This is a genomic window from Polynucleobacter sp. AP-Sanab-80-C2 (assembly GCF_035012965.1).
In the GTDB taxonomy this organism is placed as follows: Bacteria; Pseudomonadota; Gammaproteobacteria; order Burkholderiales; family Burkholderiaceae; genus Polynucleobacter.
On the sequence record NZ_JAYGQS010000002.1, the window covers coordinates 386,227 to 404,687 of the forward strand.

Below are 18,461 nucleotides of genomic sequence, written 5' to 3' on the forward strand. Positions count from 1 at the left end.
CTAGGAAAATGTAGGGCGAAAGTGGGTAAGTTGTGGCGAAGAATAAATTTAATAAAAGTTGGTTGCAGGATCATCTGACTGATCCTTATGTGAAGATGGCTCAAAAAGAGGGCTATCGCGCAAGAGCGGTTTATAAGCTCAGTGAAATCGATGAGCAAGATCACCTGATTAAGGCAGGGATGACGATTGTTGACTTGGGTAGCGCCCCCGGCAGCTGGTCTCAATATGCCCGTAACCGTTTGACTGAATTGGGCAAAAGTAATCCTAAGATTGAGTCAGGTAAACCCGATGGCCAAATTATTGCGATTGATATCTTGCCAATGGAAGATATTGCTGATGTGAGCTTTATCCAGGGCGATTTTCGTGAGGAGGAGGGTCTTGCAGCTCTCGAAGCCTTATTGCCAAAAAATGCAGAAGGCAAGGTTGATCTCGTTCTCTCGGATATGGCCCCTAATCTTTCGGGGGTCGGCGTAGCTGATGCTGCCCGCATGGCCTTTTTGGCAGAGATTGCGCTCGACTTTGCAGTTGATCACCTTAAGCCTGAGGGTGCCCTACTGATTAAATGCTTCAATGGCAGCGGCTATAGCCAGATCGTGGAATCGTTCAAAAAGGTCTTCAAAACCGTCGCCTCTAGAAAGCCCAAGGCCTCTAGAGCCAAGTCTTCAGAAATCTTTCTCTTGGGAAGAAACCTAAAATCTCCTAAATAAGGGAGCAATTCGTCCTAGAATAGTCCAATAACCCCCTGAAATGAATGGGTTTATCAAATAAACATCCCATTAGCCCTTGAAAAAGGCTGGTAGTAGAATCAAATACTTATGTAGCGATTCGCTTTAACTCCTGGTTTTCTCCAGAAAAGGACTCAATTTTGAACAGCAATATGTTCCAAAAAATCGGTGTGTGGCTCATTGTGGGCTTGGTGCTTTTTACTGTTTTTAAACAGTTCGATAAGCCTAAGGACCAGAATCAGGTTACCTATTCCCAATTTATGGATGACGCCAAATCCGGCAAGGTAAAGCGCGTTGATGTACAAGGTCGCACATTGCAGGTTACTCCTGCGGATGGTAATAAATATTCCATCATCTCTCCAGGTGATATCTGGATGGTGGGTGATTTAATGAAGTATGGCGTTCAAGTGACTGGTAAAGCAGAAGATGAACCGAATATGCTGGTTTCTGCTTTGTACTATCTTGGACCTACTTTATTAATTATCGGTTTCTGGTTTTTCATGATGCGCCAAATGCAAGGTGGCGGTAAAGGTGGTGCATTCTCCTTCGGTAAGTCGAAGGCTCGTCTTATTGATGAGAACAGCAACACCGTTACCTTCGCCGATGTAGCGGGTTGCGATGAAGCAAAAGAAGAAGTATTTGAGTTGGTCGACTTCTTAAAAGATCCGCAGAAGTTCCAAAAGCTTGGTGGACGTATTCCCCATGGCGTCTTGCTTGTTGGCCCTCCTGGTACTGGTAAGACCTTATTAGCGCGAGCGATTGCGGGTGAAGCGAAAGTTCCTTTTTTCTCGATTTCAGGATCTGATTTCGTAGAAATGTTTGTGGGCGTTGGTGCATCTCGCGTGCGCGATATGTTTGAAAACGCCAAGAAGAATTCTCCATGCATCATCTTTATTGACGAGATCGATGCAGTAGGTCGTCATCGTGGTGCTGGTATGGGCGGTGGTAATGACGAGCGCGAACAAACCTTGAATCAAATGCTGGTTGAGATGGATGGCTTCGAAAGCAATAGCGGCGTGATTGTGGTTGCCGCAACTAACCGTTCAGACGTGTTGGATAAAGCCTTATTGCGTCCGGGACGTTTTGATCGTCAAGTGCATGTTGGCTTGCCAGATATTCGTGGCCGTGAACAAATCTTGCAAGTACATATGCGTAAGGTTCCGATTGACCCAGATGTGAATGCTGCAGTATTGGCTCGTGGCACTCCCGGTTTCTCTGGTGCTGACTTAGCGAATCTAGTAAATGAAGCTGCTTTGTTTGCTGCACGCCGTAATAAGCGTTCAGTCGATATGAAAGATTTTGAAGACGCTAAAGACAAGATCTATATGGGTCCTGAGCGTAAGTCTGCTGTGATGCGCGAAGAAGAGCGTCGCAATACGGCGTATCACGAGTCTGGTCATGCGGTAGTTGCTAAGGTGCTGCCTAAGGCTGACCCTGTGCATAAAGTGACCATCATGCCGCGTGGTATGGCACTAGGCGTGACCTGGCAGTTGCCTGAATTTGATCGTGTAAATCTTTATAAAGATCGCATGTTGGAAGAGTTGGCAATTTTGTTCGGTGGTCGTGCTGCTGAAGAAATATTTTTGCATTCCATGAGTACTGGTGCTTCTAATGACTTTGAGCGTGCCACCAAAATGGCTCGCGATATGGTTACTCGTTACGGCATGAGTGATAGCCTCGGTACGATGGTGTATGTCGATACTGAATCAGAAAGTATTTTTGGTCGCAACAGTACTAAAACGGTTTCTGAGTTGACACAGCAAAAAGTGGATGCAGAAATTCGGATGCTGATTGATAGCCAATATGCTTTAGCAAGATCAATCCTCGAGCAAAACCGCGATAAAGTTGAAGCGATGGTAGCCGCATTGCTAGAATGGGAAACCATTGATGCTGAACAAATCAACGACATCATGGAAGGTCGTCCACCACGGACGCCTAAGCCACCACCTGCAACCCAGTTTGGTAACTCTGCTGGTACACCAGGTCCAGCAACGGGTAGCGCCCCAGCAACAGCATAAATATCAGTCTTAGTTAACAGGCTGTCTTTATGGACAAACAAGGCATGCAGTTAATGCCCACAATATGGCGTTGTGGGCGTTTTCTTTTTAACTTTCATCAACGCAAGCGTCCCCTCGTTATGGGGATTCTGAATACCACACCGGATTCGTTTTCTGATGGTGGCAAATTTAGAGTAGCAAAAGATGCATTGGCCAAAGCAGAGCTAATGATCACAAATGGCGTTGATCTGATTGATATTGGTGGTGAGTCGACTAGACCAGGTGCTGAACCTGTTTCTCTTCAAGAGGAATTAGATCGCGTATTGCCTGTTATCGAGGGTTTAAAGGATTGCGGCGTGCCGCTATCAATTGATACCTACAAAGCCGAAACAATGCGTCAAGCGTTAAAAGCTGGCGTAGATTGCGTCAATGATATTTGGGCATTGAGGCAAGAAGGTGCAATAGATGCCGTGCTAGAACATGCTAATTGCGGCATCGTCTTAATGCATATGCAACGTGACCCCCTCACAATGCAATTTAATCCGGAATATCAAGATGTGATTGCAGAGGTGAAGCAATTTCTTCAAGAGCGGGCTGAATTGTTACAAGCAAATGGTGTCGAGCGAAACAGAATAGCTATAGACCCAGGCTTTGGATTTGGTAAAAGTCTTGTACATAATCTGCATATGCTTTCTCAATTTCAAGCATTCTCAACACTGGGCTATCCTGTCCTTGCGGGGATATCCCGCAAATCAATGATTGGCAAAATTACTGGTAAAGATGCAAACGATCGGGTTGCCCCTAGTATTGCAGCAGCGATCATGGCTGCTGATCGAGGCGCAAATATTATTCGTGTGCACGACGTTGCCGAAACGGTTGACGCCTTAAAGCTTTGGGAGGCCATAAACACCCAGACTTAGATCTAAAAATCTAAAGTTCTGAGTTTTATAATGATATTTATGAAAAAACAATACTTTGGCACTGATGGTATTCGCGGCGAAGTAGGCACCTTTCCGATAGTTCCAGAATTCATGACCCGCCTAGGCTATGCCGCTGGCATGGTATTGAATCAGGATGTCAAAGCAGGTGAGCGTTGCAAAGTGCTGATCGGCAAAGATACCCGCGTATCGGGTTACTTGCTTGAAGCGGCCCTAGAGGCTGGCTTTGCTGCTGCAGGTGTTGACGTTCTGTTATGCGGCCCCATTCCAACTCCGGGCGTTGCCTATCTCACGAAAGCACTGCGTCTTTCTGCAGGCATTGTGATCTCTGCATCACACAATCCCTATCAAGATAACGGGATCAAATTCTTTTCCGCTAATGGCGATAAGTTATCGGATGAGTTTGAACTATTAATTGAGGCTGAGCTAGAAAAAAGCATGGGGTGCGTAAACTCCAAAGAATTGGGAAAAGCCTATCGCTTGGACGATGCAGCAGGGCGCTATATTGAGTTTTGTAAGTCCACTTTTCCAGGTGAATTAAATCTTAAAGGTTTGAAGCTGGTAGTGGACTGCGCCAATGGCGCTGCTTATCACACTGCACCTCATGTATTTCATGAGCTTGGTGCCGAAGTCATCTCTATTGGCGTTAACCCAGATGGACGCAATATTAATGATGGATGTGGAGCTACAGCACCAGCAGCCTTGATTGCTAAAGTTAAAGAAGTGAATGCTGATATCGGTATCGCCCTTGATGGTGATGCAGACCGCTTGCAAATGGTGGATGCTACCGGTCGTCTCTTCAATGGCGATGAGTTGCTCTACGTCTTGGCAAAAGATCGCCTAGATCGAGGCCAAAAGCTGGGCGGGGCAGTAGGCACCCTCATGACGAATTTAGCCGTTGAGAATGCTATTAAAGGACTTGGCATTCACTTTGAGCGTGCCAATGTTGGCGATCGTTATGTTTTGGAATTACTCAAGCAAAGAGGCTGGATCATTGGTGGTGAGGGATCTGGACACTTACTTTGTTTAGATCAACACTCCACAGGTGATGGCACGATTGCAGCATTGCAAGTCCTAGCGGCCATGAGTCAGAACAAGAAGAGCCTTGCCCAACTGCTGGAAACAGTGAAGATTTTCCCGCAAGTACTCTTGAATGTGAAATTCAAACCAGGGTACAACTGGAAGTCGGATGAATCTCTACAGCAGCAGATTGCTAAAGTAGAAAATGATCTCAAAGGTACTGGCAGGGTATTGATTCGGGCATCTGGCACTGAGCCTCTCTTGAGGGTCATGGTTGAAACCATGGATGCTGATGTTGCTATGAGTGCTGCAAAGAGTATTGCAGATCTAGTGCCTACAATTTAGTCATACATCATCATCGCTAATTCTGAATTTGGTTACCTATGGGCTGTTAGTGCAAACTTATCGTAACCAGTAACGAGAGAATTGCGCCACATCTCCCATAAGTAGATCTTCACTCTACAAACGAAATATGACACGTGTGTGTGGATTGCGTGATATTTCATGTAGTGATACGAATCTGATGCAGGATATCAAAAAATATGCCTTAGGTCTTAGGTCTTAGGGCCTAGGAAGACTCATATTCTGCCTTAACAGAATTGGCGTGAAACTAAATGGTTGCTCAGACTTAGGATTGACTTGGACTTTAACTGCTTGGACTTGTTCCGCACCCATTACTTCCAGGCGCAGAACATTTTCGACGACGTGTTTTTGGTCTATGGTTTTTAATGGCTGGTCTATGATGAGTCGATGGCTATCGCCATGGATTAAGAGAACGGGCTTCTTAAACTCCTGCGCATGTTTGCTGAGCGTGTGCAAGGTATCTCGATAGCCGCTTTCCGCATGAGTTGCTTGCGTAGGGGTATAAAACATATCGGCCTGATAGCAAAAGACAATGCCTAAATAGCCCTTCATCGAGGCAAGTGCAAAAGCACTTTGTATCCAATCTAGATTGGCTTGGTTTCGTTCATAGTATTCCGCTTTGGATTGTTCATCTCGCTCAAAATTATTATTGGATCCAGGGATATGGAGATTGACAAAGAGAAAATGATTTTTAACCCAGTAAGCATTCTCAACGAACTTTTTATTTTTAGGATCTACATCGGCTTGTCTGGTGAGATCAAGCGTTTGTTTGCCAAGACTCTTAGAGGTATTAAAGAAGATGTTTCTGAGCTTATCTAGTCGCTCAATGGGATCATAAGAACCAGCGAGCGGTCTATGACAATCAGTCCATTCATTATCACCAAGGCTGTAAATGAGAGGCGAGATAAATTGATTGAAATAGGTCTTAACTTTCTGATTGTATTCATCGCTACATGGAGTAGAGCCCGATTTTGTATCACCGATAAAGATGCTAAAGCTCGGTTTGGTTTTATTAATCTCAGAAATCAATCTCTCATAGCGAACATCATCTTCCGGAAGAGAGTAGGGCATGTCACCTAAGGCGACAAACTGAAAAGGCTCAAATGATTGGGCAGAGATAACGCCCGAGCAGGCGATGAACAGCCCAACTAAAAACGCTTTAAATAATTGCATATTTATTTGTGAGAGATAGGCGCATCAGTTAACTCCTTAATTTCCAGTTCGCCAAATATATAGGATTCTAAGCTACAGTGTTTCCAGCCGAGATCGTGAAAGACATCCGCATAATTCTTAGAATATTTGCGGTTACTTTGGTAAAAGATATCCGTGAGCTCATCTTGCTCATCTTCCCCGACAGTATCGGAAAAGTAAATCACTTTCTCTCCACCGTAAGTCTTGCTGATTGCGCCACCAGGAATATCATCGACGCAAATCCCAATATTAGGATCGTAAGCCTTGATGAAGGATGGCTTGATGCTGGTTAAAACGGAGCCTAATTTCCAAACTGTTCCACACTTAATCTCTTTATTTTCTTGCTGGAAGATATTGCGTTCTACTAAGGAGCCCATCTCTAGGGGAATGATTTGATAGTACATGGCAGACTCCAATTCAATGCATTAATGGTTAGAGTGATTTTGCTATGCGATTGTGACAATTTTGTAGCTGTTAAAAATAGATGTCGAGCTTACTCAGAATCTCCAAGTGATTCCGACTTCGCTGCGCGTGGCATTAGCTTGTTGCGATGCAAAAGTTTGACTGTAATTCATGCCGGTACGCATATAAGAAAGTCCTAAATCCAGGCTCTCAGTAAGTGAGTAAATTCCTGCGATCAGGGCGTAATGGCTGACATATTGTTCAACTGTCGGTGGGTTTGTTGTTACTCCAAGATCCAGTGCTATTTTCAAATCTTTGCTGATTGACCAAACAGGCGCTACTGAAACTAGAAATATGTTTGTACGATTATTGTCGGTAGCAAACCCTACGCTGTAATTGATGTTGTAGGGCGATCGCATATACATCGCATTCATATGAACTTCTATGTCATGCCAGTATTTTGAGGCGATAAAGTTAATTCCATAATTGAATGCTGCTAAGCCTAGTCCAGCCACTTGTTGCTGTTTGCCGGCCGGCAATACGACTGTGGGCTTAACGGCAAAGGCATAACCTAGTTGCTCGTCCTCATAAAACCGCCATTTACTTGCAAGGACATAGTTGGCAAACTTTGCGTAATATCCACTAGGTTGGTTGTAGTAGGTCGTGGAAACTGAGGCCTCAAATTGATCGCTTAAGCCACGGGTATAAGTAAAAGGAAAGGCTTTTGCATCTGTTCTGCCCGTATATTCCTCACCAGGCGTGTTCACGTCTGCTTGTTGATTGCCGCCATTACGATTAATCGAGAAAAAATACTGCTCTATTTGATTGCCACCAGCTTTTACCGTACCTGCATCATCCGTATTCAATGGTTCAAATCCATGGGACAGCATTGGGAGAAGCAGAAGAGCAAAGCAAAGGCGTTTCATGAGAATCTTGCAGGACGTACTAATGATTTAAAGATTTTTTATAGTCCAATTCCATGTCATTTAGATGTCTGATGCTTAGGGAGTTCTTTTGCCTCTCTTTGCTTGAAAAACATGCATAAAACAAGGTGCTTCAAGTCATTCATGATCATTTTCTGACCGAGTAATGAGTTTAATCAATATTCTGCAAGATATTGATTAATATAGATATTATCTGTAAACGTTGGCTTGTCACTAAATCGTCATAGTGAAAACGTATCGTCAATCCATCGCAATGTTGCGTTATTTCAATATCAGGACTAATCACATGAAATCTTTTTTGAAAAAGGCACTCGTTATCGGCGCTATTTCACTTGCTCCAGCAGCATTTGCTGTGGACATGACCGGTGCAGGCGCAACATTCCCATATCCTATTTATGCTAAGTGGGCTGAAGCCTTCAAGGCCAAAACGGGTTCTAACTTGAACTATCAATCTATTGGTTCTTCTGGCGGCATCAAGCAAATCAAAGCAAAAACAGTTGATTTCGGCGCTACTGATAATCCAGTCAAATTTGATGAACTCGAAAAAGATGGCATGGTTCAGTTCCCAGCCATTATTGGCGGCGTTGTTCCAGTGATTAACGTGGATGGTGTGAAGCCAGGCGAGATCAAATTAGACGGACCAACATTGGCAGACATTTTCCAAGGCCTTATTTCTGATTGGGGTGATAAGCGTATCGCCATCATGAACCCAGGCGTTAAGATTCCTTCTGGTCCAATCACGGTAGTGACCCGTGCAGACGGTTCTGGTACTACTGCAATTTTCACTGACTACTTAGCAAAGACTAGTACTTTGTTTAAGGATTCAGTTGGCTCTGGTGCTAACGTGAAGTGGCCTGCAGCCTCTACAGTTGGCGGTAAAGGCAATGAAGGTGTTGCTGCAAACGTGACCCGCGTGAAGAACTCGATTGGCTATGTTGAGTACGCCTATGCCAAGAAAAATAAAATGACCTTTATTTCTTTGAAAAACAAAGATGGAAATTATGTTTCTCCTGATGACCTCACTTTTTCTGCAGCTGCAGCTGGAACTGACTGGTCAACTATTCCAGGTATGGGTACATTTATTACCAATGCTCCTGGTGCTAAATCATGGCCAATCACTGGTGCATCTTTCATCCTGCTCTACAAGAATCCTGAAAACAAGGCAAATGCTGCTGAAGTGATTAAGTTCTTCGACTTTGCCTTCAAAGATGGCAAAAAAATGGCAGAAGAGTTGGATTACGTTCCAATGCCAGACAAGACTACTGAATTCATTCGCAAGAATGTGTTTACGAAGGTTGTAACTAAGTAAGATTTGATGCTTGTTTTCTTAATCAATCATTCATGAGCAGCTCCACAACTTTGTGGGGCTGTTTCAATATTTAAATAAGCCAATCTCAATGGACATTACTCAGTCTCACTCGGCACCTACGCCGCAAGCTCTGAAAATCGCGAAATTACAGCGAGTACAGGATTTCTTATTCCATGCGGTCACGCAATTCTTTGCGGTGTCAGTTTTAATTGCATTGATGGGAATATTGATCTCTTTGGTGATGAATGCTTGGCCAGCCTTGCATACATTTGGCCCAGGATTCTTTTTCTCACAAGAGTGGGATGTTGTTAATGGTGAGTTTGGTGGACTGATTGCAATTTATGGCACAGTAATCACCTCATTAATTGCCCTGTTGATAGCTGTTCCTTTGAGCTTCGGCATTGCCGTCTTCTTAACAGAGTTATGCCCAGGCCCACTTCGCAGACCATTAGGTACAGCAGTTGAATTATTGGCTGCAGTGCCATCCATCATTTATGGCATGTTTGGCTTATTTATTTTTGCCCCTTTGTTTGCTGAATATATTCAACCAGTATTAGCTGGTACCTTAGGACAAGTTCCTGGTTTCGGAATCTTATTTTCTGGCGCCTTTAATGGCATTGGTATTCTTTGTGCAGGTTTGATCTTGGCAATGATGATTCTCCCTTTTATTGCCTCTGTCATGCGCGATGTGTTTGAAATCGTGCCACCAGTTCTCAAAGAATCAGCGTATGGCATTGGTTGTACTACTTGGGAAGTGGTTAAGAATGTTGTGTTGCCTTATACCAAGGCTGGCGTAATCGGTGGCGTGATGTTGGGATTAGGTAGGGCACTTGGCGAAACAATGGCTGTTACCTTCGTTATCGGTAATGCACATCGCTTATCAGCTTCTTTATTCTCCCCAGGCACTTCGATTGCTTCAACTCTGGCTAATGAATTTGGCGAGGCTGAAGCTGGTAACCATTTATCTTCTTTGTTTGCCCTAGGCTTGGCACTGTTCATTATTACCTTCGTTGTTTTAGCGTGCGCAAAGTGGATGCTAAATAATATGGAGAAGAAGCAGGGCTTGAAAACATGAACAATTCTTCTAACATCGACAAAAGCATTTTTGCTAAACGTAAAAGAGCCAATAAGATTGGCCTTACCTTGTCTATGGGTGCCATGCTCCTAGGAATGATCTTCCTTTTTTGGATTCTGGGTGTTTTGTTATTTAAGGGCTTTTCAGCTATTGATTTGAGTCTGTTCACTCATAGCACGCCAGCTCCTGGTTCAGAAGGTGGTGGACTAGCTAATGCAATCGTCGGCAGTCTTCTATTGGTAGGAACCTGTACCTTGGTCAGTACCCCCATTGGTGTTCTAGCAGGTCTGTATTTGTCTGAATACGGTGATCGCAGCCGTGTTGCGGCAGTGACCCGCTTTGTAACCGACATTATGTTATCTGCACCATCGATTGTGATTGGCTTGTTCGTCTATGCCTTTATTGTGGCGCAAGCAAGGCACTTTTCTGGCTGGGCAGGTACTGTAGCTCTTGCTCTGATTGCGATACCTGTTGTGGTTCGCACTACTGAAAATATGTTGCGTTTAGTACCAGGCAGTTTACGTGAGGCAGCTTATGCATTGGGTACACCCAAGTGGAAGGTAGCTTTTATGATTACTTTGCGGGCTGCGCAAAGTGGTGTCATGACTGGTATCTTGCTGGCCTTAGCACGTGTAAGTGGTGAAACAGCCCCATTGCTCTTCACAGCACTGAATAATCAATTTTTCTCAACCAATATGAATGCACCTATGGCCAATTTGCCAGTGGTGATTTTCCAATTTGCCATGAGTCCTTATGACAACTGGGTTGAGCTTGCCTGGGGTGGTGCCTTGCTGATCACGTTTGCCGTTCTCGGCTTAAATATTTTGGCACGCGTTGTATTCCGTGAGAAGGTCCAAGGATGATGAGTAATATGAAATCAATGTTTGACTTAAATAAGATTGATAGTCAAGGGGGTAGTGTGGAAACAACAAATCAACAATCAGGTCAAGCTGCGATTAATGCGCTTGAAGTGAGAGATCTTAACTTTTATTATGGCTCTTTCCAAGGTCTGAAGAATATCAATCTTGATATTGAGCAAGGTAAAGTTACTGCCTTTATTGGCCCATCAGGTTGCGGTAAATCCACTCTGTTGCGCACGCTAAATCGTATGTATGACCTCTATCCAGGTCAACGTGCAGAGGGTGAAATTAACTTCTATGGTCAAAATATTCTTGAGCCAGGCCAAGATTTGAATTTATTACGTTCACGTATTGGCATGGTATTCCAAAAACCAACGCCATTTCCAATGTCTATTTATGAAAACATTGCCTTTGGTGTTCGCTTATATGAAAAACTCTCACGCTCTGAAATGGATGAGCGGGTAGAGTGGGCTCTCAATAAAGCTGCTTTATGGACCGAAGCAAAAGATAAATTAAACCAAAGTGGTTTGTCTTTATCTGGCGGTCAGCAGCAGCGATTATGTATTGCACGAGGTGTTGCTGTGAAGCCATCCGTTATCCTGCTCGATGAGCCTACCTCAGCTTTGGACCCAATCTCTACTGGAAAAATTGAAGAGCTAATCAATGAGCTTAAGCACGAATACACCATTGCGATTGTTACCCACAACATGCAACAGGCTGCCCGCGTCTCGGATTACACTGCCTATATGTATCTTGGTAGTTTGGTGGAGTATGGTAAAACAGATGAAATCTTTATCAAGCCTAAGCGTAAAGAAACAGAAGACTATATTACCGGTCGCTTCGGTTAATTGGAGACATTAAATGCCAGATAAACACCTTTCATCCCAATTTGATGCTGACCTCAATTCGCTTTCAAGCCGTTTGCTTGAAATGGGCGGATTGGTTGAATCTCAAATTGCTACCGCTATGCGTGCCTTTACGCAAATGGATCTTGATACCTGCAATATCGTCATTGAAAATGAAAAGCTGGTAAATGACCTAGAGATACAAATTGATTTAGCTTGTACAGAAGTTATTGCTCGTCGCCAACCTACTGCTCGTGATCTTCGTTTAGTAATGGCAGTATCCAAAGCGATTACGAATTTGGAGCGCGCAGGTGATGAGGCGGAGCGTGTAGCTAAGAGAACCAAGCGTTTAATTGAGGCTGGTGCACCACATAACATCAACGTTGCAGAGATTCGTCTTTCAGGACAGATGGCTATTAATCTCTTGCGCCGTAGCTTAGACGCCTTTGCAAGGCTTGATACCACAGCTGCTGCTGAAGTTGTTGCTGAAGATCGCCAGATTGATGAAGAATTTAGAGGCTTCGTCCGCAAGTTGATTACATATATGTCTGAAGATCCGCATACCATTTCTACAGGCCTCGATATGCTGACGATTGCTAAGGCGATTGAGCGTATTGGTGATCACGCCAAGAATATTGCTGAGTTTGTGATTTATATCGCAAAAGGCTCTGATGTACGCCATATTCCGCACGAAGATTTAGTGCGCGAAGCGAACAAAAGCGATTAAATAAGTCCAACTATTCGCATGACTCACCGCATACTAGTTGTTGAAGATGAGCCATCGATTGCAGAGTTGATTGCAATCAACCTATCACATGCTGGCTTTGAGGTAGAGAAGGCGATGCAAACTGATATCGCCCAAGGTCTCATGAAGGAGCGATTGCCAAGCCTTATTATCTTAGACTGGATGCTCCCTGGAAAATCCGGCGTGCAGTTTGCAAAAGAATTGAGAGCAAATGAGCGCACCAGAGGTTTACCAATTTTGATGCTCACTGCCAAAAGCGAAGAGGCCGATAAGGTCTTAGGATTAGATTCGGGTGCAGATGATTATGTGACCAAGCCTTTTTCTCCTAAAGAGCTCATTGCCAGGGTTAGAGCCCTTTTACGCAGACAAACTCCAATTGAAGATACTGGCCCGCTGACCGTGGGTCCTTTGAGGCTCGACCCAAGTTCCCACCGGGTTTTAGCTATTTGGCCCAATACTGATCCAAGACCGATTTCTTTAGGACCTACTGAATACAGACTCCTTCAGTTCTTTATGAGCAATCCTGAAAGAGTCCATTCACGTACCAATTTACTTGATAACGTATGGGGCAATGAGGTCTACATTGAAGAACGTACGGTTGATGTTCATATTAAGCGTTTGAGGGCTGCACTAGCCCCGGTCGATTGCGATCGTTATATTGAAACGGTCAGGGGTAGCGGTTACCGGATTACCAAGACTCCTACAGAGTCTTAAATCCATCAATTTTTGTCCTTTTCGCTCATTTCCGTGGTGTTTCTGGAGATGATCTAAGATGGCAGCATGATTTCCGCCTTAACCCGCTTTTTTTTCATTGTTGGTCTTGCAATCATTGCCGCCTTCATCACCCTATTTAATCTAGGTGCTGAGTGGGCTATTGTTGTTGGGATTGCGCTCTTGGCGGTACCGCTCATCTATACCTATATCAACTTAGCGCGACTAGGTAAATATGTACAAGATGACTCCATTGAGTCCATGCCTTTGCCAAGCGGACTTTGGGAAGAGGTGCTTTATAAGTTGCAGCGTTTAGTGAAGAACTTAAAGCTAAGAATGCGCAATATTGAGCAGCAACACGAGAATTTTATCGAGGCTTTTCAGGCTTCACCTAACGGCATTGTGATGCTAGATGAAAATGATCAGATTGAATGGTGCAACTCCATCGCTGAAAGTTTCTTTGGTTTGAACTTTAGGCGCGATGCGATGCAAAGGATTAATTTTCTGATCCGTCGCCCTGAGTTTATTCAATATTTAATGAGACGAGATTTTGAGGAACCTTTGCTATTAGAGCGAATGGGGCCTCAGAGTAGTCTGAGCTTAATATTGCAACCATTTCCGTTTGGTAATCAACGACACTTGCTACTGGTACAAAACGTCACCGATCTGCAAAAAGCAGATGCGATGCGTCGCGATTTCGTAGCCAATGTTTCGCATGAGATGAGAACCCCGATTACTGTTTTAATGGGGTTTCTTGAAACAGTCCAAACATTGGATCTTGAGAAGAGTCAACGTGATCAGTATTTCGACATGATGATGTCTCAAGCGCAGCGTATGAAAAGCCTCGTTGAAGATCTATTAACACTTGCTAATCTAGAATCTAATTCGCTGCCTGCCACTACAAATAAGGTGAATGTCGAAACAATCATGGCATTACTTAGGAATGATGCGGAAGCTTTGTCTCAAGGAAAACATAGTTTTAGTTTTGAGGTGCTTGCTAAGGAAAATATCTTGGGAGATGAGCGCGAGATACTGTCTGCATTTAGCAATTTAGTATCCAATGCTATTCGGTACACACCAGATGCTGGGGAAATTCAGGTGCGATGGGATGTGAACGCACAAGGTCAGGGTGAATTTTCTGTAACAGATACAGGCCCTGGAATAGCGTCAGAACACTTATCAAGATTAACAGAACGTTTTTATCGGGTAGACCGGAGCAGATCTCGTGATACTGGAGGGACTGGCTTAGGCTTGGCCATCGTTAAGCATATTGCCAACAGGCATCAAGCTCTATTAAACATTGAAAGTACTTCAGGAAAAGGGAGTACTTTTACCTTGCAGTTTCCAAAAAACCGCTTAACTGCTTAAGCCTTTTAGAAAATCAATCCTTCTTTTTCTTTTTCTTTTTCTTGGATTCTTTTGGCAATTTATCGGCTTTGCCGCTGGCGTATAAACACCAAACCTTGATTTCTTCAAATAACTCGACAAGGTCCTCATGTGGGAGACTTTTTAAGTCAACTAGCCCAATTGCGCCAGTTTCTTGCAGTTGTTTAACTGCATCTTCATATCGATAATCACTCATGGCTTCAACTTGTCATTGTTAGGGATAGGCAATCCTACCAAACTAATATGACAAATCCCCCTTTTTGACTGTTTTAATGGGTTTTTAGTCCGGATCGTCAGAAACTTCTGACTCTCTTTTAACTCCGGTTAGCCCTGCCATCAGTCGCTCTAGAGGGCCGCCGATGATCAGGGTTAGCAAAATTGCTCCCAAGGATAATCCCCCCAAAACAAATTGCCCAGCCCCAAAAGACGCGCCAATCAGAGCGCATGCCCAAAGACTGGCTGCCGTAGTCAGGCCATGAACTTTTTGGGAGCGTTGCTCACGAATGATGACTCCAGCACCTAAAAATCCTAGACCAGTGATCAGTCCTTGGAGTACGCGACTGACAGCCTGTGCATCATCTTGGACAAAGTCACTAATCAGCATGACCGCTGTTGCTGAGCCAATGGCAACTAAGGAGTGAGTCCGAATGCCAGCAGATTTGTGATGAAGCCAACGGTTAAGGCCAAGAATAGCGCCAACTATCAAGGCTAGAGCTAGTCTTAATGCGATAGTGCTGTAAAGGCTCCAATCCATGATTCAAATTCCTTAATGAATGATTATCAAATCAGTGTATCCCAGTCACTTCAATCTGTCATAAAAACGCCTCTCCCTTGTCATTTCATTATCGAATAATCTGAATGAGGTTGTTACTGCATTTCCACACAATGGAAATGCCGAGATTAATCTTTCACCACAAGGATGAAATATGAAAAAATTGATTTTACGTTTATGGAACGCTTGGAATGAAGCAAGAGTAGGGTATGCAAATCGATATGCGAATCACCGAATTGGTAGCTAGTCATCAGCATGTCATTTATTAACGCTATATTTAATTGTCCGATATTTTCTGACCAAGACAAAGTGGTAGCACTTTCCCTTAGGCCCAGTTTCGACTGGGTTTTTTCTTTGATTGATATTAATAAAACTGAAATAAAGACGCACTAGGATAGTGTCATCTTCTCTTTAGAAAGTGAAATCGACATGAACACAAATCTTACTCAATATTTGTCTGATGTATTTCGCAACGAAGTCCAAGAAAAACCTCCACTAGACTCCGGTGAAGTTAAGCCTAAAATTGCCTACTTAAATGATCGAAAAACAAATCAATTTCTAATAGACGGAAAGTATGCATTGCGTCTCGATGAAATTATTTGAACTGAAAATTTATCTATTCATTTCTGATGACTCGCCCCTATAACATTCTCTTTCTGTGTACTGGCAACTCTGCTCGCTCTATTCTTGGAGAAGCCCTAGCTACGACTCTTAGTCATGGCCGCTTTATTGGCTATTCGGCTGGTTCAAAGCCAAAAGCCTATGTACATCCTATTGCTTTAAAACTTGCTAGGGAGATGGGTTATCCACTTGAATTACTGAGAAGTAAAACCTGGGACGAGTTTGGTAAAGAGGATTCACCTCAAATGGATTTCATCATTACCGTTTGTGATTCTGCGGCTGGGGAAGAATGTCCTTATTGGCCCGGTCATCCTACTACTGCCCATTGGGGCTTTATGGATCCTGCTGCTGTAACTGGTAGCGAGCATGATATGTGGGAAGCCTTTAGAAAAGTTGAAATGGGATTGCGTAATCGGATTGAATTATTAATTGATCTTCCAATAGATAAGTTGGATCACTTGCAGATCAAAGATGAACTGCATGCTATTCATCATCAATGCAAATAAGACGGATTAATAACAGATCTTAATATGGCGACCTATAGTGTTTATTACGCCGGCTTATCGCTGACAACCCATCAAAAATTCACCCTTGCCAAAGCGATCACCAAAATTCATGCAGATGTGACTGGTGCAGAGGCCTATTTTGCTCAGGTGATCTTTAAGCAATTAGATCAGCATGATTGCTTTATTGGTGGCGTTCTGCTTGATGAACCACATATTTTTCTAAATGGTCAAATCCGCATCGGTAGAAGCGAGCAAATGAAGAAACAATTGTTAGTTGAGCTCGAGATTGCTATACAAAGCACTACTAAATTAGCAGGGCACCAAATTTGGGCCTATATTGACGAAATTGTCCCCGGTCAAATGATTGAATACGGCCAAATCTTGCCTGCCGTAGGTGATGATAGTGTTTGGTTCTCGACTCTCCCGGCAAGTATTCAGAAAAAGCTGATTTACCTCAATTCTTAATCAACCCTCCTTATTTGTATAAGCATTAAGATGTGCAGGTAAGTTCATTGCCTAGGTAGCCCATGTCTTCTGAGAAGAAACCCCTATTTGCCGTTCTGAGGTCAGTAGAGTCCTTTAAAAATCCTCGCCCAAGTATCAAAAAGCGAATGGCCGATGGCAAGGCCTTACGCAAGCAGGTGAGCATTGCCGAGCAAGGGGTATATACAGCGCCAAAAAGCCGCATTGATCCTGTCACGATCTTGGAAGAGCAGGCCAAGCAACGCATTCAATCTTTAATTCCGATTCGCTATGAACGGATGCTGCAGTCTCCCTTCGCTTTTTACCGTGGTGGCGCTGCCATCATGGCACAAGATTTAGCCAATCAACCCACAACTAATATCATTGTCCAGCTCTGTGGAGATATGCATGTTTCCAACTTTGGTTTATTTGGAACAGCGGAACATCGATTGGTATTTGGTATCAATGATTTTGATGAAACGCTACCTGGCAGCTGGGAGTGGGATATCAAACGTTTAGTTTCTAGTGCTCTGATCGCATCAGAGAGTTTGGGTGGCGATAAGGCCTTGGGTAAAAAGTTGGTTTACCACATTGCATCAGAGTATCAAAAGCGGATTGAGCAATACGCCAAAATGCCTTATTTGGATTTGGCGCAAGAATTTATTGGTGAGAAAGATATTCGCAAGCACTTTAGTAAGGAGCATCAGAAAAAATTAGATGCCTACCTGAAGGAGACCAAGGGGCAGGGTAATATTCAGGTGCTGCAAAGTTTGACAACACTGGTGGGCAAGAATCGACGCATTATCAATAGACCTCCATTAATTGAACATTTTAAGAAAGATGCCTATGGCGTCTCCTTAGAATCCATGATTGATAAAGCCTTGTTGAATTACTCCAGCACATTATTGGTAGATCGACAAATCTTGTTTCAGCGTTACTCACTCAAAGATTTCGCCAGAAAAGTAGTCGGTGTTGGTAGCGTTGGAACCAATTGCATGGTCTTATATTTCGAGGGTGATAGCGAAAACGATCCCTTATTTCTGCAATACAAGGAAGCGCAAAAATCGGTCTTAACGCCCTATCTTGGTGAATCTATTTATCGCGATATGGGTCACCGTGTTGTAGCTGGCCAGAGATTGCTTCAGGGTGCCCCCGATATCTTCTTAAATTATGGCGCCGTTCAATACGATATCCATAGGAGTCAGGGTTTCTATTTGCGTCAATTGCGTGATATGAAAGGCGGTATTGGAGTTGGTACTGGTGGAGTGACTTTAAAAAACTTTCCTGATTATGCAAAGTTATTCGGTTGGGCCTTAGCCTTAGGTCATGCACGTTCGGGTGATGCTGCCATGATTGCGGGATACTGCGGTCAATCAGCAGAGCTCAATGAAGCGCTGTATTCTTTTGCCAAGTCTTATTCAAAGCAAAATATGAAGGACTATGAGCAATTCTGTAAGGCGGTTAAATCTGGAAAATTACAGACGGCAAAGAAAAAAATCGCCCTTTGAGACATATTACCGTTTAGTCATCAGACTGTCATTTTCTGGGTGGATATTGTAGTTTCCCCAAACTTTTTTCTTGCTTCATTC

The 18,461-nt window shown here is 43.6% G+C and carries 20 protein-coding genes; 15 read left to right on the forward strand and 5 right to left on the reverse strand.

What is annotated here, in order from left to right; all coding sequences use genetic code 11:
• Positions 1–32: 32 nt before the first annotated feature.
• The 4 genes from VC178_RS05155 to glmM all read left to right on the forward strand — a co-directional run bounded on the left by VC178_RS05155 (position 33) and on the right by glmM (position 5,025).
• Positions 33–707 carry an RlmE family RNA methyltransferase gene (locus tag VC178_RS05155; RefSeq protein ID WP_215297023.1) on the forward strand — a complete coding sequence of 225 codons (675 nt, stop codon included), beginning with the start codon at positions 33–35 and terminating at the stop codon, positions 705–707.
• A 158-nt stretch (positions 708–865) separates the two neighbouring features.
• The gene (gene ftsH / locus VC178_RS05160) at positions 866–2,743 is read left to right on the forward strand and encodes an ATP-dependent zinc metalloprotease FtsH (protein ID WP_215297025.1); all 1,878 of its coding nucleotides are present in this window, start codon (positions 866–868) and stop codon (positions 2,741–2,743) included.
• Between the two features lie 29 nt (positions 2,744–2,772).
• Positions 2,773–3,642: a dihydropteroate synthase gene (folP, locus tag VC178_RS05165; RefSeq protein ID WP_323481801.1), complete on the forward strand. Its 870-nt coding sequence runs from the start codon at positions 2,773–2,775 to the stop codon at positions 3,640–3,642.
• 39 nt (positions 3,643–3,681) lie between these two features.
• Positions 3,682–5,025, forward strand: coding sequence for a phosphoglucosamine mutase (gene glmM / locus VC178_RS05170; RefSeq protein WP_323481802.1), 1,344 nt, complete (start codon positions 3,682–3,684; stop codon positions 5,023–5,025).
• Between the two features lie 216 nt (positions 5,026–5,241).
• Here the strand turns inward: glmM and VC178_RS05175 are convergent, their stop codons facing one another.
• The 3 genes from VC178_RS05175 to VC178_RS05185 all read right to left on the reverse strand — a co-directional run bounded on the left by VC178_RS05175 (position 5,242) and on the right by VC178_RS05185 (position 7,562).
• Positions 5,242–6,216 carry a hypothetical protein gene (locus tag VC178_RS05175; protein ID WP_323481803.1) on the reverse strand — a complete coding sequence of 325 codons (975 nt, stop codon included), beginning with the start codon at positions 6,214–6,216 and terminating at the stop codon, positions 5,242–5,244.
• Between the two features lie 2 nt (positions 6,217–6,218).
• Positions 6,219–6,638 carry a hypothetical protein gene (locus VC178_RS05180; RefSeq protein ID WP_323481804.1) on the reverse strand — a complete coding sequence of 140 codons (420 nt, stop codon included), beginning with the start codon at positions 6,636–6,638 and terminating at the stop codon, positions 6,219–6,221.
• A 93-nt stretch (positions 6,639–6,731) separates the two neighbouring features.
• Positions 6,732–7,562: a hypothetical protein gene (locus VC178_RS05185; RefSeq protein WP_323481805.1), complete on the reverse strand. Its 831-nt coding sequence runs from the start codon at positions 7,560–7,562 to the stop codon at positions 6,732–6,734.
• Positions 7,563–7,866: 304 nt separating this feature from the next.
• Between VC178_RS05185 and pstS the strand changes: the two genes are divergently transcribed.
• The 7 genes from pstS to phoR all read left to right on the forward strand — a co-directional run bounded on the left by pstS (position 7,867) and on the right by phoR (position 14,493).
• Positions 7,867–8,889, forward strand: a complete 1,023-nt coding sequence (gene pstS / locus VC178_RS05190) for a phosphate ABC transporter substrate-binding protein PstS (RefSeq protein WP_323481806.1) — start codon at positions 7,867–7,869, stop codon at positions 8,887–8,889.
• An 88-nt stretch (positions 8,890–8,977) separates the two neighbouring features.
• Complete coding sequence (gene pstC / locus VC178_RS05195; RefSeq protein WP_215320470.1) at positions 8,978–9,964, forward strand: phosphate ABC transporter permease subunit PstC; 987 nt, start codon at positions 8,978–8,980, stop codon at positions 9,962–9,964.
• The gene (gene pstA, locus VC178_RS05200; protein ID WP_216123592.1) at positions 9,961–10,827 is read left to right on the forward strand and encodes a phosphate ABC transporter permease PstA; all 867 of its coding nucleotides are present in this window, start codon (positions 9,961–9,963) and stop codon (positions 10,825–10,827) included. The genes pstC and pstA overlap by 4 nt, the downstream gene beginning before the upstream one ends.
• An 8-nt stretch (positions 10,828–10,835) precedes the next feature.
• The gene (gene pstB / locus VC178_RS05205; protein WP_416350538.1) at positions 10,836–11,672 is read left to right on the forward strand and encodes a phosphate ABC transporter ATP-binding protein PstB; all 837 of its coding nucleotides are present in this window, start codon (positions 10,836–10,838) and stop codon (positions 11,670–11,672) included.
• 13 nt (positions 11,673–11,685) lie between these two features.
• Positions 11,686–12,396, forward strand: a complete 711-nt coding sequence (gene phoU, locus VC178_RS05210; RefSeq protein ID WP_215320474.1) for a phosphate signaling complex protein PhoU — start codon at positions 11,686–11,688, stop codon at positions 12,394–12,396.
• 18 nt (positions 12,397–12,414) lie between these two features.
• Complete coding sequence (gene phoB / locus VC178_RS05215) at positions 12,415–13,128, forward strand: phosphate regulon transcriptional regulator PhoB (RefSeq protein ID WP_215320476.1); 714 nt, start codon at positions 12,415–12,417, stop codon at positions 13,126–13,128.
• A gap of 66 nt (positions 13,129–13,194) precedes the next feature.
• Complete coding sequence (phoR, locus tag VC178_RS05220) at positions 13,195–14,493, forward strand: phosphate regulon sensor histidine kinase PhoR (RefSeq protein WP_323481807.1); 1,299 nt, start codon at positions 13,195–13,197, stop codon at positions 14,491–14,493.
• 13 nt (positions 14,494–14,506) lie between these two features.
• Here phoR and VC178_RS05225 read toward each other — a convergent pair whose 3' ends face one another.
• Positions 14,507–14,707: a hypothetical protein gene (locus VC178_RS05225; RefSeq protein WP_215297043.1), complete on the reverse strand. Its 201-nt coding sequence runs from the start codon at positions 14,705–14,707 to the stop codon at positions 14,507–14,509.
• Positions 14,708–14,791: 84 nt separating this feature from the next.
• Entirely contained in the window at positions 14,792–15,265 is a 474-nt protein-coding gene (locus VC178_RS05230; RefSeq protein ID WP_216860792.1) for an MgtC/SapB family protein, read from the reverse strand.
• Positions 15,266–15,712: 447 nt separating this feature from the next.
• Here VC178_RS05230 and VC178_RS05235 point away from each other — a divergent pair, with 447 nt between their 5' ends.
• The 4 genes from VC178_RS05235 (at position 15,713) to VC178_RS05250 (ending at position 18,380) form a co-directional block, all read left to right on the forward strand.
• On the forward strand, positions 15,713–15,886 hold the full coding sequence (locus tag VC178_RS05235) for a hypothetical protein (RefSeq protein ID WP_216123597.1): 174 nt from the start codon (positions 15,713–15,715) through the stop codon (positions 15,884–15,886).
• Positions 15,887–15,912: 26 nt separating this feature from the next.
• Positions 15,913–16,410 (forward strand): arsenate reductase ArsC, encoded by a 498-nt coding sequence (locus tag VC178_RS05240; protein WP_216123598.1) that lies wholly within the window; start codon positions 15,913–15,915, stop codon positions 16,408–16,410.
• 24 nt (positions 16,411–16,434) lie between these two features.
• Positions 16,435–16,875 carry a tautomerase family protein gene (locus VC178_RS05245; protein ID WP_215320481.1) on the forward strand — a complete coding sequence of 147 codons (441 nt, stop codon included), beginning with the start codon at positions 16,435–16,437 and terminating at the stop codon, positions 16,873–16,875.
• 62 nt (positions 16,876–16,937) lie between these two features.
• Complete coding sequence (locus VC178_RS05250) at positions 16,938–18,380, forward strand: DUF2252 domain-containing protein (protein WP_215297046.1); 1,443 nt, start codon at positions 16,938–16,940, stop codon at positions 18,378–18,380.
• The last annotated feature ends 81 nt before the right edge of the window (positions 18,381–18,461 follow it).

Coding starts and splice junctions, on each gene's coding strand:
- folP (WP_323481801.1), top strand. CDS start 2,773: ATGGACAAACAAGGCATGCAGTTAATGCCCACAATATGGCGTTGTGGG.
- glmM (WP_323481802.1), top strand. CDS start 3,682: ATGAAAAAACAATACTTTGGCACTGATGGTATTCGCGGCGAAGTAGGC.
- VC178_RS05175 (WP_323481803.1), bottom strand. CDS start 6,216: ATGCAATTATTTAAAGCGTTTTTAGTTGGGCTGTTCATCGCCTGCTCG.
- VC178_RS05180 (WP_323481804.1), bottom strand. CDS start 6,638: ATGTACTATCAAATCATTCCCCTAGAGATGGGCTCCTTAGTAGAACGC.
- VC178_RS05185 (WP_323481805.1), bottom strand. CDS start 7,562: ATGAAACGCCTTTGCTTTGCTCTTCTGCTTCTCCCAATGCTGTCCCAT.
- pstS (WP_323481806.1), top strand. CDS start 7,867: ATGAAATCTTTTTTGAAAAAGGCACTCGTTATCGGCGCTATTTCACTT.
- pstC (WP_215320470.1), top strand. CDS start 8,978: ATGGACATTACTCAGTCTCACTCGGCACCTACGCCGCAAGCTCTGAAA.
- pstA (WP_216123592.1), top strand. CDS start 9,961: ATGAACAATTCTTCTAACATCGACAAAAGCATTTTTGCTAAACGTAAA.
- pstB (WP_416350538.1), top strand. CDS start 10,836: ATGAAATCAATGTTTGACTTAAATAAGATTGATAGTCAAGGGGGTAGT.
- phoU (WP_215320474.1), top strand. CDS start 11,686: ATGCCAGATAAACACCTTTCATCCCAATTTGATGCTGACCTCAATTCG.
- phoB (WP_215320476.1), top strand. CDS start 12,415: ATGACTCACCGCATACTAGTTGTTGAAGATGAGCCATCGATTGCAGAG.
- phoR (WP_323481807.1), top strand. CDS start 13,195: ATGATTTCCGCCTTAACCCGCTTTTTTTTCATTGTTGGTCTTGCAATC.
- VC178_RS05225 (WP_215297043.1), bottom strand. CDS start 14,707: ATGAGTGATTATCGATATGAAGATGCAGTTAAACAACTGCAAGAAACT.
- VC178_RS05230 (WP_216860792.1), bottom strand. CDS start 15,265: ATGGATTGGAGCCTTTACAGCACTATCGCATTAAGACTAGCTCTAGCC.
- VC178_RS05235 (WP_216123597.1), top strand. CDS start 15,713: ATGAACACAAATCTTACTCAATATTTGTCTGATGTATTTCGCAACGAA.
- VC178_RS05240 (WP_216123598.1), top strand. CDS start 15,913: ATGACTCGCCCCTATAACATTCTCTTTCTGTGTACTGGCAACTCTGCT.
- VC178_RS05245 (WP_215320481.1), top strand. CDS start 16,435: ATGGCGACCTATAGTGTTTATTACGCCGGCTTATCGCTGACAACCCAT.
- VC178_RS05250 (WP_215297046.1), top strand. CDS start 16,938: ATGTCTTCTGAGAAGAAACCCCTATTTGCCGTTCTGAGGTCAGTAGAG.